Source organism: Streptomyces fodineus (genome assembly GCF_001735805.1).
In the GTDB taxonomy this organism is placed as follows: Bacteria; Actinomycetota; Actinomycetes; order Streptomycetales; family Streptomycetaceae; genus Streptomyces; species Streptomyces fodineus.
On record NZ_CP017248.1, the window covers coordinates 3,866,041 to 3,881,893 of the forward strand.

Sequence of the window (15,853 nt, forward strand, 5' to 3'; positions counted from 1 at the left end):
TGCCCGCCGTTAGGCTCGGCCCATGGCTGCGAAAACCACCCCCGAAGCCCCCCTGCCGGTGGGCGAGGTCTCCCGGCTGATCGGCGGCTGGATCGACCGGCTCGGGGCGGTGTGGGTCGAGGGGCAGATCACGCAGTTGTCGCGGCGGCCCGGCGCCGGGGTCGTGTTCCTGACCCTGCGGGATCCGTCGTACGACATCTCGGTCAGCGTGACCTGCTACCGGCAGGTGTTCGACGCCGTCGCCGATGTGGTCGGGGAGGGCGCCCGCGTCGTCGTACTGGCGAAGCCGGAGTGGTATGCGCCCAGGGGCCAGCTCTCCCTCCGCGCCGCCGAGATCAGGCCCGTCGGCGTCGGTGAGCTGCTGGCCCGGCTGGAGCGGCTGAAGAAGGCACTCGCCGCCGAGGGCCTGTTCGCGCCGGAGCGGAAGAAGCCGCTGCCGTTCCTGCCGCAGCTGATCGGGCTGGTCTGCGGCCGTGCCTCCGCCGCGGAGCGGGACGTGCTGGAGAACGCCCGGCACCGCTGGCCCGCCGTCCGCTTCGAGGTGCGCAACGTCCCGGTGCAGGGTGTGCACGCCGTCCCGCAGGTCGTGCAGGCCGTCAAGGAGCTGGACGAACTCGAGGACGTCGACGTCATCATCGTCGCGCGGGGCGGCGGCAGTGTGGAGGATCTGCTGCCGTTCTCCGACGAGCAGCTGGTGCGGGCGGTGGCCGACTGCCGTACGCCCGTCGTCTCCGCCATCGGGCACGAACCGGACAACCCGCTGCTGGACCATGTCGCCGACCTGCGCGCCTCCACGCCCACCGACGCGGCCAAGAAGGTCGTGCCGGACGTGGGCGAGGAGTTCGAGCGGGTGCGGATGCTGCGGGACCGGGCCCGGCGGTGTGTGGAGGCGTTCGTGGAGCGCGAGCAGCGCGGGCTGGCCCATGCCCTGGCCCGGCCCTCGATAGAGGATCCGCACCGGATGATCGACGAGCGCGCCGACCACGTGGCCGCCCTCGTGGAGCGGAGCCGGCGGACCCTGGGCCATCTCCTGGACCGCGCGGACTCGGAGCTGACGCACACGCACGCGCGCGTGGTGGCCCTCTCCCCCGCGGCGACACTCAAGCGCGGCTACGCGGTGCTGCAGAAGGCGGACGGGCATGTGGTGCGTGACCCGGACGAGGTGACGGAGGGCGAGGCGCTGCGGGCCCGCGTCGCCGACGGCGAATTCACAGTGAAGGTGGGCGAATGACCGGCAAGGTGGACGAGGCGCTCTCGTACGAGCAGGCGCGGGACGAGCTGATCGAGGTCGTACGGCGCCTGGAGGCGGGCGGTACGACGCTGGAGGAGTCCCTGGCGCTGTGGGAGCGCGGCGAGGAGCTGGCCAAGGTGTGCCGGCGCTGGCTGGAGGGGGCGCGGGAGCGGCTGGACGCGGCGCTGGCCGAGGAGGAGGCGGACGAGGAGGCGGACGCCGGGTAGGCGCCGGCGGCCCGTCGGCTGTGAAGCGGGTCACCGCGGACCGACTTTTGTTGAAGGTTGAACTTCGCTGGCGTAGGGTCGCCCTGTCAGCCCGATCCGGACCACGGTCCGGTACGTCGGATCAAGGCGCCACCCAGAAGGTTCACGTCATGTCTCTCGTTCTTGACCCCGCCGCCCAGGACCTGCTGTTCCGCGAGGCCCGCACCGCGAACACCTTCACCGACGAGCCGGTGACCGAGGGGCAGGTCCAGGCGATCTACGACCTGGTCAAGTACGGCCCCACCGCCTTCAACCAGTCCCCGCTGCGCATCACCCTGGTCCGCTCCCCCGAGGCCCGTGAGCGTCTGGTGCGGCACATGGCCGAGGGCAACCAGCCGAAGACCGCCACCGCCCCGCTGGTCGCGATCCTCTCCGCGGACAACGAGTTCCACGAGGAGCTGCCGACCCTCTTCCCGCACTTCCCGCAGGCCAAGGACGTGTTCTTCAGCGAGCGCCCGGCCCGTGAGGGTGCCGCCGCACTGAACGCCGCCCTGCAGGCCGCGTACTTCATCATCGGCGTCCGCGCCGCCGGCCTCGCCGCCGGCCCGATGACCGGCCTGGACTTCGAGGGCGTCCGCAAGGAGTTCCTGGACGACGACCACACCCCGCTGATGGTCGTCAACATCGGCCGGCCGGGCCCGGACGCCTGGTTCCCGCGCTCGCCGCGCCTGGCGTACGACGACGTCGTCACGACCGTCTGAGTCACCCCCTCGCGCAGCCACGCGCTCGCGCAGCCATCCCCTCGCAACGCAAGAGGCCCCCGGCACCGCCGGGGGCCTCTTGCGTACGTCATGCGCGGCTCACCGCATCTCCAGTGCCGCCGCCAGCTTCGCCAGCTCCGTGAAGGACGCCGTGCCGGCCACCACCGTCGTGGAGCCGGGCGTGCCGTTCAGGACGAGGGCGTCGTAACGGCCACCGGTGTACTGGGTCCAGGTGCGGCCGTCGATCGTCTCGGTCTTCGTCGTGGCGGAGGCGCCCTGGCTGGCCTCGCCGATGAAGACGGCCGGCTTCTGCGTGGACTGCTCGATCTGCACGTACTGGCTGTCCGGGGTCTGGAAGCCCAGGTGCCAGCGGTCGCCGTCCTCGCCCTGGAAGCGTACGGAGGTCGCCTTCCAGGTACTCGGCAGTCCCTCGGGGGCGGCCACCGGGTAGCTCGCCGCGCGACGGGCCGTGAGCAGTTCGACCTGGTAGTCGACCCGCTTGAGATCGGGAGCGCGATCGTCGTGCGGGATGGCGAAGAACCAGACGCCCATCGCCGCGATGCCGATCAGGGCCAGGGAGAGAATCATGTCCCGGGCCGTCTGCTGCTTGCCTTTCGAACCTGCCACGCCCTCTATCGTCGCAGGTGCCCCAAGCGCTCATCCGTGGGGTCCCCTGCTCATTTTGTCTGTCCGGCGATAGAGTCAGGGTCCAATACCCTCATCCGGCCGTCGTCGTATCAGAAAGGTGCGCTCCGATGACCGAAAATCATCACTTGCCGTCCGAGCTTGATGTTCCTTCCGAGGCTCCCGATCGCAACCTCGCCCTGGAGCTCGTCCGGGTCACCGAAGCCGCGGCGATGGCCGCGGGCCGCTGGGTGGGGCGCGGCGACAAGAACGGCGCCGACGGTGCCGCGGTGCGCGCCATGCGGACCCTCGTCTCCACCGTGTCGATGAACGGCGTCGTCGTCATCGGCGAGGGCGAGAAGGACGAGGCCCCGATGCTCTTCAACGGGGAGCACGTGGGCGACGGCACCGGTCCCGAGGTCGACATCGCGGTCGACCCCATCGACGGCACCACGCTGACGGCCAAGGGCATGCCGAACGCGATCGCCGTCCTCGCCGCGGCCGAGCGGGGCGCCATGTTCGACCCGTCCGCCGTGTTCTACATGGACAAGCTGGTCACCGGCCCGGAGGCCGCCGAGTTCGTCGACATCGACGCGCCCGTGGCCGTGAACATCAAGCGCATCGCCAAGGCGAAGAAGGCGACGCCTGAGGACGTCACCGTCGTCATCCTCGACCGGCCGCGGCACGAGGGCCTGATCCGGGAGGTCCGGGAGGCCGGCGCACGGATCAAGCTGATCTCCGACGGCGACGTGGCCGGCTCCGTCTACGCGCTGCGTGAGGGCACCGGGGTCGACCTGCTGCTCGGCATCGGCGGTACGCCGGAGGGCATCATCTCGGCCTGCGCCGTGAAGTGCCTGGGCGGGACGATCCAGGGCAAGCTGTGGCCCAAGGACGACGAGGAGCGCGCGCGGGCCATTGACGCCGGGCACGACCTGGACCGTGTGCTGACGACCGACGACCTGGTGTCCGGGGAGAACGTGTTCTTCGTCGCGACCGGGATCACCGACGGTGAGCTGCTGCGGGGTGTTCAGTACCGGTCGGAGAAGGCGCTGACCGAGTCGATCGTGATGCGGTCGAAGTCGGGGACGGTACGGAGGATTTACTCCGAGCACCGGCTGAGCAAGCTGCGGGCCTACAGCGCGATCGATTTCGACCGCGCCAAGTAGCGCCCGATCAGGCCGCGGTAACGCCTGATCGAGGAGATCGAAGAGGGGGCTGCGCGTCCGCCGGCGAGTGCGGATCGTCCGTGACCGGTCGCGCAGTTCCCCACGCCCCTTGGGATGGAACGCTCAACCCGCTATGCGGTTGGCCGCCGTCGCCCTCGCCGCCTTCTTCAGTTCCATCTCGCGGCGGCGGCGCCTGGCCAGGACCACTCGGCGTTCGGCGGCGGTGAGGCCGCCCCAGACGCCGTACGGTTCGGGCTGGAGGAGGGCGTGTTCGCGGCACTCGACCATCACCGGGCAACGGGCGCAGACGCGCTTGGCCGCCTCCTCGCGGGAGAGCCGGGCGGCGGTCGGCTCCTTCGAGGGCGCGAAGAACAGCCCGGCCTCGTCGCGTCGGCACACCGCCTCGGTGTGCCAAGGAGCGTCTTGATCCCTGTCTCGCCCTGGCACCCGCGGGGCCGGAACAGCAGCTACCTGCAGGGACGAATGCGGCGGTTGCAGCACGGGTCTACTCCTGACGACGGCTTCGCGAGCGAGAGACGATGCAGCAAGGCCTACCCGCTGTGCGCGCGCCTATGCACAGAGTTCCCAGCTGTAGGCGCGCGGCGGCTCGTTCACGCCCCTGCCATGGCCGTCCGCGCGGAGCGGAACCTTCCGGTCAGCAGTGGATTCGCGACCGTCAATGGCCCAGGTGTTTGCGCAGCTTCCGGTCGACCTTGTCCTGGACACGCTCCAGCTTCCGGTCGACCTTGCTCTGCACCCGCTCCAGGATGTCCGCCACGCGTTTGCCGCGCTTGGGGCGCGCCTCGACATTGCCGAGTACGGCCCAGCCGTCGACGTAGACGACCGGCGCATCGGACTCGACCGAGTCCAGCGTGTCCACCTCGAAGTTGCCGAGGACGCCGCCTCCGGTGCCGCGCAGCGACACGTTCTCCGGGACGCGGATCTGGACGTCGCCGAAGACCGAGACCGCCTTGATCACGACCTGCTGGTACTCGAAGATCGCCTCGCTGAGGTCGATCTCGACGCTGCCGAAGACCGAGAACGCGTGGATCCGGCGGCCGGCGCGCCAGCGGCCCCGGCGCACCGCGCTGCTGAAGACGGCGACGACGTTGGCGTCCGCCTCCTGCGGTATCGCGCCCGGGGTGGGGCGGGGCGGCACGGGGGTGTAGGCGGGGGCGGCGGGGCGCTGGTGGGCGGCGGGCAGGTCCCGGATGAAGACGTCCAGCTCGCCCACCGTCTTGGCGGCGAGGACGCCCTCGACCCGCTCGGCATGCTCGTCGGCCGTCAGCCGCCCCTCGGCCAGGGCCTCGCGGAGGATCTCGGCGATGCGATCACGGTCGGCGTCCGAGGCACGCAGCTCGGAGACAGGTGCTTCGGTGTGCTTCTGAAGGTCCACGGGAAGCAGCGTACCGAAACGCGATAGATCGCGACTAGGGGATGTGGAAAACCTGGGGCGTGTCGAACTGAGCCTTACCTCACAGGTTGCGTGTCGGCGGCAGGTTCTACGCTGGTGGGGCCCGCCAGCGTCGGCGGGCGCCGTCCGTCAGAGTGAGGAATGGGCTGAGATGCCGAGTAGTTCCCCCCCGCCCCGCCCAGCGTTCGCGTACACCGATCTGCTCCCCCAGGGAGAGGACACCACCCCCTACCGGCTGGTGACGTCCGAGGGCGTGTCCACGGTCGAGGGCCCGGACGGGCGGACCTTCCTCAAGGTGGAGCCGGAGGCGCTGCGCAAGCTGGCCGAGGAGGCCATCCACGACATCCAGCACTACCTCCGCCCGGCCCACCTGGCCCAGCTGCGCCGCATCATCGACGACCCCGAGGCGTCGAGCAACGACAAGTTCGTCGCGCTGGACCTGCTGAAGAACGCGAACATCGCGGCGGCGGGCGTGCTGCCGATGTGCCAGGACACCGGCACGGCGATCGTCATGGGCAAGCGCGGCCAGAACGTGCTGACGGAGGGCGGCGACGAGGCGGCGCTGAGCCACGGCATCTTCGACGCCTACACCAAGCTCAACCTGCGCTACTCGCAGATGGCTCCGCTCACCATGTGGGAGGAGAAGAACACCGGCTCCAACCTGCCGGCCCAGATCGAGCTGTACGCCACCGACGGCGGCGCCTACAAGTTCCTCTTCATGGCCAAGGGCGGCGGCTCGGCCAACAAGTCCTTCCTCTACCAGGAGACCAAGGCGGTCCTGAACGAGGCCTCCATGATGAAGTTCCTGGAGGAGAAGATCCGTTCGCTGGGTACGGCCGCCTGCCCGCCGTACCACCTGGCGATCGTCGTCGGCGGCACCAGCGCCGAGTACGCGCTGAAGACCGCGAAGTACGCCTCCGCGCACTACCTGGACGAGATCCCGGCGGAGGGCTCGGAGCTCGGCCACGGCTTCCGCGACAAGGACCTCGAGCAGAAGGTCTTCGAGCTGACCCAGAAGATCGGTATCGGCGCCCAGTTCGGCGGCAAGTACTTCTGCCACGACGTCCGGGTGGTCCGCCTGCCCCGGCACGGCGCGTCCTGCCCGGTCGCCATCGCCGTCTCCTGCTCGGCCGACCGCCAGGCGGTCGCGAAGATCACCGCCGAGGGCGTCTTCCTGGAGCAGCTGGAGCGGGACCCGGCGCGCTTCCTGCCGGAGACGACCGACGAGCACCTCGACGAGTCCTCCGACGTGGTCGAGATCGACCTCAACCAGCCGATGGACACGATCCTCGCCGAGCTGACGAAGTACCCGGTCAAGACCCGCCTCTCCCTGACCGGCCCGCTGGTCGTGGCCCGTGACATCGCGCACGCCAAGATCAAGGAGCGGCTGGACGCGGGCGAGGAGATGCCGCAGTACCTGAAGGACCACCCGGTGTACTACGCCGGCCCGGCCAAGACCCCCGAGGGCTACGCCTCCGGTTCCTTCGGTCCTACGACGGCCGGGCGTATGGACTCCTACGTGGAGCAGTTCCAGGCGGCGGGCGGCTCCAAGGTGATGCTGGCGAAGGGCAACCGCTCGAAGCAGGTCACCGACGCGTGCAACGCCCACGGCGGCTTCTACCTCGGCTCCATCGGCGGCCCGGCCGCCCGCCTCGCCCAGGACTGCATCAAGAAGGTCGAGGTCCTGGAGTACGAGGAGCTGGGCATGGAGGCCGTCTGGAAGATCGAGGTCGAGGACTTCCCGGCGTTCATCGTCGTGGACGACAAGGGCAACGACTTCTTCCAGGACCCTGCCCCGGCGCCGACGTTCACTTCGATCCCGGTACGGGGTCCGGGGCTGGCGTAAGGCCTCTGCCCCTGTTTACGGGCGGCTCCAACTGACCGTTGAGGCCGCCCGCACCCCGGAGCGGTCGAGCACTTCGACGCATCAGATACCCCGCTGCAATCGGTCGCTCACTCAGCGTAACGACCGGGAACAACCCCCCGCTCCCGATCGCTATAACGCCCATGAGCGACTACCGCATCGAGCACGACTCCATGGGCGAGGTCCGCGTCCCCGCCGCCGCCAAGTGGCGCGCCCAGACCCAGCGTGCCGTCGAGAACTTCCCCATCTCGGGCCGGCGCCTCGAACGCGCGCACATCGAGGCGCTGGCCCGGATCAAGGGCGCCGCCGCCAAGGTGAACGCACAGCTCGGAGTGCTCGACGAGGAGACCGCCGAGGCGATCCAGGAGGCGGCCGGCGAAGTCGCGCAGGGGCAGTGGGACGAGCACTTCCCCGTCGACGTCTTCCAGACCGGTTCCGGCACGTCCTCCAACATGAACACCAACGAGGTCATCGCCACCCTCGCGAGCGAGCGACTCGGCCGTGACGTGCACCCCAACGACCACGTCAACGCCTCCCAGTCCTCCAACGACGTCTTCCCCTCCTCCATCCACATCGCCGCCACCGCCGCCGTCACCCACGACCTCATCCCCGCCCTCGACCACCTGGCCGCCTCCCTGACCCGCAAGTCCGAGGAGTTCGCCGACGTCGTCAAGTCCGGGCGGACCCATCTCATGGACGCCACACCCGTGACGCTCGGCCAGGAGTTCGGCGGGTACGCCGCCCAGATGCGCTACGGCGTCGAGCGGCTGCGCGCCTGTCTGCCCCGGCTCGCCGAACTCCCCCTCGGCGGCACCGCCGTGGGTACCGGTATCAACACGCCGCCCGGCTTCTCCGCCGCCGTCATCCAGGAGGTCGCCCGGGCCACCGGGCTGCCGCTCACCGAGGCCCGCGACCACTTCGAGGCGCAGGGTGCCCGGGACGGGATCGTGGAGACCAGCGGCCAGCTCAAGACCATCGCGGTCGGGTTGACGAAGATCGCCAATGACCTGCGGTGGATGGCGTCCGGACCGCGCACGGGGCTCGCCGAGATCCGGCTGCCCGACCTCCAGCCGGGGTCGTCCATCATGCCGGGCAAGGTCAATCCCGTGGTCCCCGAAGCGGTGTTGATGGTCGCCGCCCAGGTCATCGGCAACGACACCACCATCGCCACCGCCGGAGCCGCCGGGAACTTCGAGCTGAACGTCATGCTCCCGGTCATCGCCAAGAACGTGCTCGAATCCATCCGGCTGCTCGCCGGCGTCTCGCGGCTGCTGGCCGACCGGACCATCGACGGCATCACCGCCGACCGGGAGCGGGCCAGGGAGTATGCGGAGTCGTCCCCGTCCGTGGTCACCCCGCTGAACAAGTACATCGGCTACGAGGAGGCCGCGAAGGTCGCCAAGAAGTCCCTCGCGGAGCGGAAGACCATCCGGCAGGTCGTGCTGGAGGGCGGGTACGTCGAGCGCGGCGACCTGACGCTGGAACAGCTCGACGAGGCCCTGGACGTCCTGCGGATGACACACCCGTAACCACGGGCGAACCATTCCGGCCACCGGCCCGGAACCGTGATGTGCACCGCAGCGTCGTATGCCTACGGCACCTAATATCTGTCCATGACGGACGACGGAGCGACGACACACGTGGACACGGCGGGCACGGCGGATACGGGACCTGCGCTCCACTGGACCCCGGGCACCGGGATCCTGTGGCGCTACCGGGAGAACGCCGGCGAGCACTTCCACATCGCGCGGCCCGTCACCGTCGTACGCGATGACGACGATCTGCTCGCGGTGTGGCTGGCGCCGGGCACCGAGTGCATGAAGCCGGTGCTCGCCGACGGCAGGCCCGTGCATCTGGAGCCGCTGGAGTCCCGCTACACCAAGCCGCGCACGGTGCAGCGGGACCGCTGGTTCGGCACCGGCGTGCTGAAGCTGGCCCAGCCCGGCCGGCCCTGGTCGGTGTGGCTGTTCTGGGAGCCGGGCTGGCGGTTCAAGAACTGGTACGTCAACCTCGAGCAGCCGCTGGCCCGTTGGACGGGCGGGGTGGACTCCGAGGACTACTTCCTGGACATCTCCGTGCACCCCGACCGCAGCTGGCACTGGCGCGACGAGGACGAGTTCGCGCAGGCCCAGCGGGACGGGCTGATGGACGCGGCGACCGCCGAGCGGGTCCGGGTGGCCGGGCGGGACGCGGTCGAGGTGATCGAGGCCTGGGGGCCGCCGTTCTCGGACGGCTGGCAGCACTGGCGCCCGGATCCGTCCTGGGCGGTACCTTCTCTCCCCGAGGACTGGGATCGTACGACCGCGCATGTGTCCTCATGAGACCCTTGATGCGCCCCCGGGCCAGAAACGTAGGATCGTCCTCCGCAAGGGCGCACAAGTGCAACTGTGGGAGCATGCGCCGGGCTTGACCGATCGTCACCGAGGGGCGGCAGCACGTGAGCGAGGGGTACCAGGGCACGACCACCGCCGGGCGCCGGCCGTCCGCCGGTGGCACAGGAATTACCTCTTGGCACGCCGGAATTCCGTTCCTGGGGCACGTATTGCGGGTATCGGGACTTCTGCGGGAGCAACTGCGCGCCCGGCGTGCAGTGCCGTACGGATGGATGCGACACGCGTGACGGAGCAGCCCACCTCCTTCGAGCGCCCCCAGGGCGCCGACCCCGCGGAGGGCCGCGGGGCGCTCCTGCGTACCCAGAAACCGGCCGACCGTACCCCCGCGCCGGCCGGCACCCCGGCCTTACCGGTGCAGGCGCGGGCCGAGGGCACACCGTCCGGACCGGGGACGGCCGCGCCCTGCGGCAAGGGAAGGGACGGCGCGCAGACACAGATCCCGGGCAGCACGGGAAAGGACGGCAAGGGGACGCAGGTCCCGGTCGGCAAGGGGAAGGAGCCCCCAGTCAACGGCCCCGAGCACTCCCAGCCCGCCGCCGCCGAGCCCGGCGCGCACCGCCCGCGCCCCGCGCCGGAGGCCATTCCGCCCCAGCCCGGCGCCGAGCAGGAGCGGACGCCGGGCGGCCAGGAACGCCGTACCGGGCGCGGTCTGCCTCCCGGCCGGCCGATGCCGATGCGGCGCGACGGGGACCGGCTGAGATTCGTGGGCGCGGCCACCCGGCGGATCGCGCGCGGTCTCGATCTGGACGAGATCGTGATGGGCCTGTGCCGGGCCACCGTGCCGACGTTCTCGGACGCGATCCTGGTCTATCTGCGCGACCCGCTGCCGGTCGGCGACGAGCGGCCCACCGGTCCGGTGGTGCTGCGGCTGCGCCGTACCGACCGGATTCCGGAGGAGCGGGACACCGACGGTGTGCTGCTGCCGCCGGCCTTCGACCCGGAGCCGGAGCCGAGCCCGCTGGCCGAGCTGTCCTCGCTCACCACCGAGCTGTGCGAGGTGCGCCCCGGCGGCGCGCTGAACGAGGTGCTGCGCGGGGTGCGGCCGGTGTTCGCCGACGCGCCCGCCGCCCGGGCCGCGCTGCCCGAGCTGCTCGGCGACTCGGCCGAGACGGTCGTACCGTCCGGGCAGCACGCGATCCTCGCGCCGCTGCGCGGCCGGCGCCGGGTGATCGGCGCGGCGCTGTTCCTGCGCCGCCCGGAGCGGCTCGCGTTCGAGGCGGACGACCTGCTGGTGGCGGCCCAGCTGGCCACGCACAGCGCGCTCGGCATCGACAAGGCGGTGCTGTACGGCCGTGAGGCCTACATCGCCGACGAGCTGCAGCGCACCATGCTGCCGGAGACCCTGCCCCGCCCGACGGGTGTGCGGCTGGCGTCGCGGTATCTGCCGGCCGCGGAGACCGCGCGGGTCGGCGGCGACTGGTACGACGCGATCCCGCTGCCCGGCAGCCGGGTCGCGCTGGTCGTCGGTGATGTCATGGGCCACTCCATGACCTCGGCGGCGATCATGGGCCAGCTGCGCACCACCGCGCAGACCCTGGCCAATCTCGATCTGCCGCCGCAGGAGGTGCTGCACCACCTGGACGAGCAGGCGCAGCGGCTCGGCACGGACCGCATGGCGACCTGTCTGTACGCCGTCTACGACCCGGTCACGCACCGCATCACCATCGCCAACGCCGGCCATCCGCCGCCCGTGCTGCTGCACCTGGGCGGGCGGGCCGAGGTGCTGCGGGTGCCGCCGGGCGCGCCGATCGGGGTCGGCGGGGTGGACTTCGAGGCGGTTGAGCTGGACGCGCCCGCCGGGGCCACGCTGCTGCTGTACACCGACGGGCTGGTGGAGTCCCGGCTGCGGGACGTGTGGACCGGCATAGAGCAGCTGCGCGAGAAGCTCGCCGCGACCGCCCAGTTGACCGGCCCGGACCATCCACCGCCGCTGGAAGCCCTGTGCGACGAGGTGCTGGACATGCTCGGCCCGGGCGACCGGGACGACGACATCGCGCTGCTCGCGGCCCGCTTCGACGGGATCGCGCCGAGCGATGTGGCGTACTGGCAGCTGGAGCCGGAGGAGACGGCCCCCGGCCAGGCCCGCCGGCTGGCCCGGCGCGCCCTCGCCCGCTGGGGCCTGGAGGACCTGTCGGACTCGGTGGAGCTGCTGGTCAGCGAGGTCGTGACGAACGCCGTACGGTACACGTCCCGGCCGGTGACGCTACGGCTGCTGCGCACGGACGTGCTGCGCTGCGAGGTCGGCGACGACGTGCCGCAGCTGCCCCGGCTGCGCCAGGCGCGGGCCACGGACGAGGGCGGGCGCGGGCTGTACCTGGTCAACAAGCTGGCCCGGCGCTGGGGCGCGACCCGGCTGAGCATGGGCAAGGTGGTCTGGTTCGAGCTGAACCGGAGCTGAGAGCCCCGCACATGTGCCAAGGGCGCCCGGGGAGTTCCCGGGCGCCCTTCGCGTGTGCGCTCCTGCCGGCCTACTGGCCTACTGGCCTACTGGCCGAAGTTCTGGCCGCCGCCCGGATCGAGCGGGTTGTCCGTGACACCGCCCGTCGGCGGCGGGCTGGTCGGAGGCGCGGACGACGTCGGCGGCTTGCTGGTCGGAGGCGCGGACGACGTCGGCGGCTTGCTGGTCGGAGGCGCGGACGACGTCGGCGGCTTGCTGGTCGGCGTGTGCGACGGGGTGTGGGACGGGCTCAGGGTGGCCGACGGCGTCTCGGACGGCTGGACCGCGGCGCCCTGTGTGGTCTCCAGGTCGAACTTGCTGACGCTGCCCATCGCGTCGAAGGTGTACGCGGCCCAGATCTTGGCCGGGTAGGTACCACCGTTGATACGGCCGCCGCCCGCGGTGATGAGGCCCGTGGCGCCCGTCAGCGGGACATGGGCGTGGGACTTGGAGTCCTCGCCGAACAGGCCGACCGAGGTGACCAGGCCGGGCGTGTAGCCGGTGAACCAGGCCGACTTGTTGTTGTCGGACGTACCCGTCTTGCCGGCGACCTGCTGGCCGTTGCGCGCCGGGTTCTGCGCCACCGAGTCGCTGGCCGTACCGTCGTCGACCACGCCGGTGAGCACCGAGGTGACCGTGTCGGCGGCCTCGCGGGGGATCACCTGGTCGCCGACCGGGTCCGGCAGGGTGACACTGCTGTCCTTGTGCTCGGCCGACTTGATGACCGCCGGGGTGACCTTCACGCCGTGGTTGGCGAGCGTCGCGTAGATGCCGGCCATCTCCAGCGGGCTCGCGCCCATGGAGCCCAGCGTCTGTGCGGGGACCGCCTCCATGCCCTTGGTGTCCATGCCGAGCTTGTCGGCCACGGACATCACCTTGTCCATGCCCACGTCGACGCCCATCTGGGCGAAGACGGAGTTGACGGACTTGTTCATGGCCGTCTGGACGGTGATGGGGCCGTAGTTCTGGTCGTCCTCGTTCGGCGGGCCGAAGCCGACCTTGCTGCCGTGGTCCACGACCTGGCGGCCGCTGGTGCCGTCGTAGATCGTGTTCGCCGCGATGGGCTGGCCGTCCTGTGTCCGGGCGCCCTCGGCCAGAGCGGCGGCCAGGATCACCGGCTTGAAGGTCGAGGCGGGCTGGTAGTCGCGGCGGGTCGCGTTGTTGGTGTAGTGCTTGAAGTAGTCCGCGCCGCCGTACATGGCGAGGACCTTGCCCGTCTTGGGGTCGACGGACACCGCGCCGGGCTGGACGTTGGCGTCGACGGAGCGCTTCTTCGGGTTCAGCTTGCTGGTCAGCTGCTCCTTGACGGCCTGTTCCAGCTGGTGCTGCTTCTTGCGGTCGATGTTGAGCGTGATGGTCCAGCCGCCCTTGCGCACCAACGCCTCGGCGTCACCGAGGGAGTTGGCCCTGCCCTGGGCGACCAGCTGCTTCTCCAGCGCCCCGTTGGCCGCGTCGACCAGGTAGCCGGTCTGTCCCTTCATGCCGGGCGCCGCCTTGGGCGCCTTCGGGACCGGGAACTGCAGGGTCCGGCGCTTGCCCGCGTCCAGCCAGTTCTGCTTGACCATGTTGTCCAGCACGTAGTTCCAGCGGGCCTGGGCCAGCCTCTTGCCCGTGTCGCTGGCGAGCGCCCAGTCGTACTGGTTGGGCGCCTGGAGGAGCGCGGCCAGGTAGGCGCCCTCCTGGACCGAGAGGTCCTTGGCGTCCTTGCGGTAGTAGGCCTGGGCCGCGGCCTGGATGCCGTAGGCGCCGCGGCCGTAGTAGCTGGTGTTGATGTAGCCCGCGAGGATGTAGTCCTTGGACTTCTGGCGGTCCAGCTTCAGCGAGATGACCAGTTCCTTCAGCTTGCGCGAGACGGTCTGGTTCTGGTCCAGGTAGTAGTTCTTGACGTACTGCTGGGTGATCGTCGAACCGCCCTGAGTGCCGCGCCCCATCAGGGTGTTGAGGACGCCGCGGGCGGTGCCCCTGAGGTCGACACCGGAGTCGTGGTAGAAGGACTTGTTCTCGGCCGCGACGAAGGTGCGCTGGACGTCCTTGGGGACCTGGGCGAGGTCGACGCTCTCACGGTTGAGGTAGCCGGTGCGGGTGAGCATCGTGCCGTCGCTGTACTTGTAGATGTTGCTCTGCAACTGGGCGTCGGCGTTGCCCGCCGGGATGTCCACGTACATGTACAGCCCGATGAAGGCCGCGATCACCAGCAGGCAGAGCCCGAAGAACGTGCCGAGGACCTTCTTCCAGGTGAAGATCCGGCGTATGAGGGGTCTCTTCCCACCCGTCTCACCCGTGGGGGTGGAGCGGCGGCGCTTGGGCGCCGCGCGGTGGCCACCGCGCTGTCGCGCTCGTCTCTCTTCCGCTCGTCCCATGGGTTCCTTCGCTCCGCTTCCGTCTCGGGGTCAGCTCCGAAAACTAACACCCGTCTATATGACAAAGGACGTCCGATCCGTTCTTTTACGGACGTGACAATCAGCACCCGCCCCGAAGGAACCGACGGATCTGGAGGTCACAGGGTTGCTTCGGCGGCAAAAAGTGATATCACTTAGCTAGATCCAAGCTAGACACCGACAAGAACGGGGAACCCCTTATGTCCGACACGCCCGAGATGCCCGCCCCCCGCGTACGGGAGTTCACCGCGCACAGCATCGGCGGCGGGCTCGCCCTGCTGCTCGGGCTGCTCGGCCTCGGCGCCACCGCCGCACTGCTGGCCTCCGCCTCGGCCGTCTCCTCCGCCGGCGCCAAGGCGGGGCTCATCGTCACCGGTGTCGTCGTCTTCCTCGCCGCGATCATCTCGCTGCGCGGCCTGAACACCGTCGCGCCCGGCGAGGCCCGGGTCGTCCAGCTCTTCGGGCGCTACCGGGGCACGATCCGGCAGGACGGCCTGCGCTGGGTGAACCCCTTCACCTCACGGACCCGTATCTCCACCCGGGTGCGCAACCACGAGACGGCCGTACTGAAGGTCAACGACGCCTACGGCAACCCGATCGAGCTGGCCGCGGTCGTGGTCTGGAAGGTCCAGGACACCGCGCAGGCCACGTTCGAGGTGGACGACTTCGCGGAGTTCGTCGCCACGCAGACCGAGACGGCCGTACGGCACATAGCGATCGAGTACCCCTACGACGCCCACGACGAGGACGGTCTGTCGCTGCGCGGCAACGCCGAGGAGATCACCGAGAAGCTGGCCGTCGAGCTCCAAGTGCGGGTGGAGGCGGCCGGAGTCGAGATCATCGAGTCCCGCTTCACGCATCTCGCATACGCTCCCGAGATCGCCTCGGCGATGCTCCAGCGGCAGCAGGCCGGTGCGGTCGTGGCCGCGCGGCGGCAGATCGTGGACGGCGCGGTCGGCATGGTCGAGGCGGCGCTCGGCCGGATCGCGGAGGCGGACATCGTGGAACTGGACGAGGAGCGGAAGGCGGCGATGGTGTCCAACCTGATGGTCGTACTGTGCGGGGACCGGGCCCCGCAGCCGGTCCTGAACACCGGGACCCTCTACCAGTGACGGACCCCTCCGAGACTCCGAAGCGACGGCCGCAGCAGCAGCGCAAGCAGGTGCTGCTGCGGCTGGACCCGTCGGTGTACGAGGCGCTGGCCCGCTGGGCCGGGGACGAGTTGCGGTCGGCCAACGCGCAGATCGAGTTCCTGCTGCGCAAGGCACTGGCGGACGCCGGGCGGCTGCCGAAGGAGACGGGACCGCTGCCGCGGCGAGGCCGGCCACCTGTTTCGGAACCGTGACAATCGGCTCCCACCTGCACCGCCCTACAGCACG

The 15,853-nt window shown here is 70.4% G+C and carries 14 protein-coding genes; 10 read left to right on the top strand and 4 right to left on the bottom strand.

Features of this window, described 5'->3' with window-relative positions; translation table 11 throughout:
• Window positions 1–22 precede the first annotated feature (22 nt).
• The 3 genes from xseA to BFF78_RS15840 all read left to right on the top strand — a co-directional run bounded on the left by xseA (window position 23) and on the right by BFF78_RS15840 (window position 2,198).
• A complete protein-coding gene (xseA, locus tag BFF78_RS15830) occupies window positions 23–1,231 on the top strand; it encodes an exodeoxyribonuclease VII large subunit (RefSeq protein ID WP_069778956.1) in 1,209 nt (402 codons plus the stop codon).
• Entirely contained in the window at window positions 1,228–1,458 is a 231-nt protein-coding gene (locus tag BFF78_RS15835; protein ID WP_069778957.1) for an exodeoxyribonuclease VII small subunit, read from the top strand. The genes xseA and BFF78_RS15835 overlap by 4 nt, the downstream gene beginning before the upstream one ends.
• Window positions 1,459–1,607: 149 nt before the next feature.
• Window positions 1,608–2,198, top strand: coding sequence for a malonic semialdehyde reductase (locus BFF78_RS15840; RefSeq protein WP_069778958.1), 591 nt, complete (start codon window positions 1,608–1,610; stop codon window positions 2,196–2,198).
• 99 nt (window positions 2,199–2,297) lie between these two features.
• Here the strand turns inward: BFF78_RS15840 and BFF78_RS15845 are convergent, their stop codons facing one another.
• Window positions 2,298–2,825, bottom strand: a complete 528-nt coding sequence (locus BFF78_RS15845; RefSeq protein ID WP_079161335.1) for a DUF4245 domain-containing protein — start codon at window positions 2,823–2,825, stop codon at window positions 2,298–2,300.
• Between the two features lie 128 nt (window positions 2,826–2,953).
• Here BFF78_RS15845 and glpX point away from each other — a divergent pair, with 128 nt between their 5' ends.
• Window positions 2,954–3,988: a class II fructose-bisphosphatase gene (glpX, locus tag BFF78_RS15850; protein ID WP_069778959.1), complete on the top strand. Its 1,035-nt coding sequence runs from the start codon at window positions 2,954–2,956 to the stop codon at window positions 3,986–3,988.
• A 123-nt stretch (window positions 3,989–4,111) separates the two neighbouring features.
• On the opposite strand, the gene BFF78_RS15855 is transcribed toward glpX, so the two are convergent.
• Entirely contained in the window at window positions 4,112–4,489 is a 378-nt protein-coding gene (locus BFF78_RS15855; RefSeq protein ID WP_079161336.1) for a WhiB family transcriptional regulator, read from the bottom strand.
• A gap of 175 nt (window positions 4,490–4,664) precedes the next feature.
• The gene (locus BFF78_RS15860; protein ID WP_069778961.1) at window positions 4,665–5,384 is read right to left on the bottom strand and encodes a DUF1707 SHOCT-like domain-containing protein; all 720 of its coding nucleotides are present in this window, start codon (window positions 5,382–5,384) and stop codon (window positions 4,665–4,667) included.
• A 169-nt stretch (window positions 5,385–5,553) separates the two neighbouring features.
• Between BFF78_RS15860 and BFF78_RS15865 the strand changes: the two genes are divergently transcribed.
• The 4 genes from BFF78_RS15865 (at window position 5,554) to BFF78_RS15880 (ending at window position 12,057) form a co-directional block, all read left to right on the top strand.
• Complete coding sequence (locus BFF78_RS15865; RefSeq protein ID WP_069778962.1) at window positions 5,554–7,248, top strand: fumarate hydratase; 1,695 nt, start codon at window positions 5,554–5,556, stop codon at window positions 7,246–7,248.
• A 161-nt stretch (window positions 7,249–7,409) separates the two neighbouring features.
• Entirely contained in the window at window positions 7,410–8,795 is a 1,386-nt protein-coding gene (locus BFF78_RS15870) for a class II fumarate hydratase (RefSeq protein ID WP_069778963.1), read from the top strand.
• A gap of 84 nt (window positions 8,796–8,879) precedes the next feature.
• Entirely contained in the window at window positions 8,880–9,587 is a 708-nt protein-coding gene (gene fomD / locus BFF78_RS15875) for a cytidylyl-2-hydroxypropylphosphonate hydrolase (RefSeq protein WP_069778964.1), read from the top strand.
• 280 nt (window positions 9,588–9,867) lie between these two features.
• Complete coding sequence (locus BFF78_RS15880) at window positions 9,868–12,057, top strand: SpoIIE family protein phosphatase (RefSeq protein ID WP_418346660.1); 2,190 nt, start codon at window positions 9,868–9,870, stop codon at window positions 12,055–12,057.
• Between the two features lie 86 nt (window positions 12,058–12,143).
• Here the strand turns inward: BFF78_RS15880 and BFF78_RS15885 are convergent, their stop codons facing one another.
• Window positions 12,144–14,456 carry a transglycosylase domain-containing protein gene (locus BFF78_RS15885; protein WP_069778966.1) on the bottom strand — a complete coding sequence of 771 codons (2,313 nt, stop codon included), beginning with the start codon at window positions 14,454–14,456 and terminating at the stop codon, window positions 12,144–12,146.
• A 218-nt stretch (window positions 14,457–14,674) separates the two neighbouring features.
• On the opposite strand from BFF78_RS15885, the gene BFF78_RS15890 reads away from it, so the two are divergent.
• Together BFF78_RS15890 and BFF78_RS15895 are read left to right on the top strand one after the other, a co-directional pair.
• Complete coding sequence (locus BFF78_RS15890) at window positions 14,675–15,586, top strand: SPFH domain-containing protein (protein ID WP_069778967.1); 912 nt, start codon at window positions 14,675–14,677, stop codon at window positions 15,584–15,586.
• Entirely contained in the window at window positions 15,583–15,819 is a 237-nt protein-coding gene (locus BFF78_RS15895; protein ID WP_069778968.1) for a type II toxin-antitoxin system antitoxin, read from the top strand. Before BFF78_RS15890 ends, BFF78_RS15895 begins: the two co-directional genes overlap by 4 nt.
• Window positions 15,820–15,853: the final 34 nt, after the last annotated feature.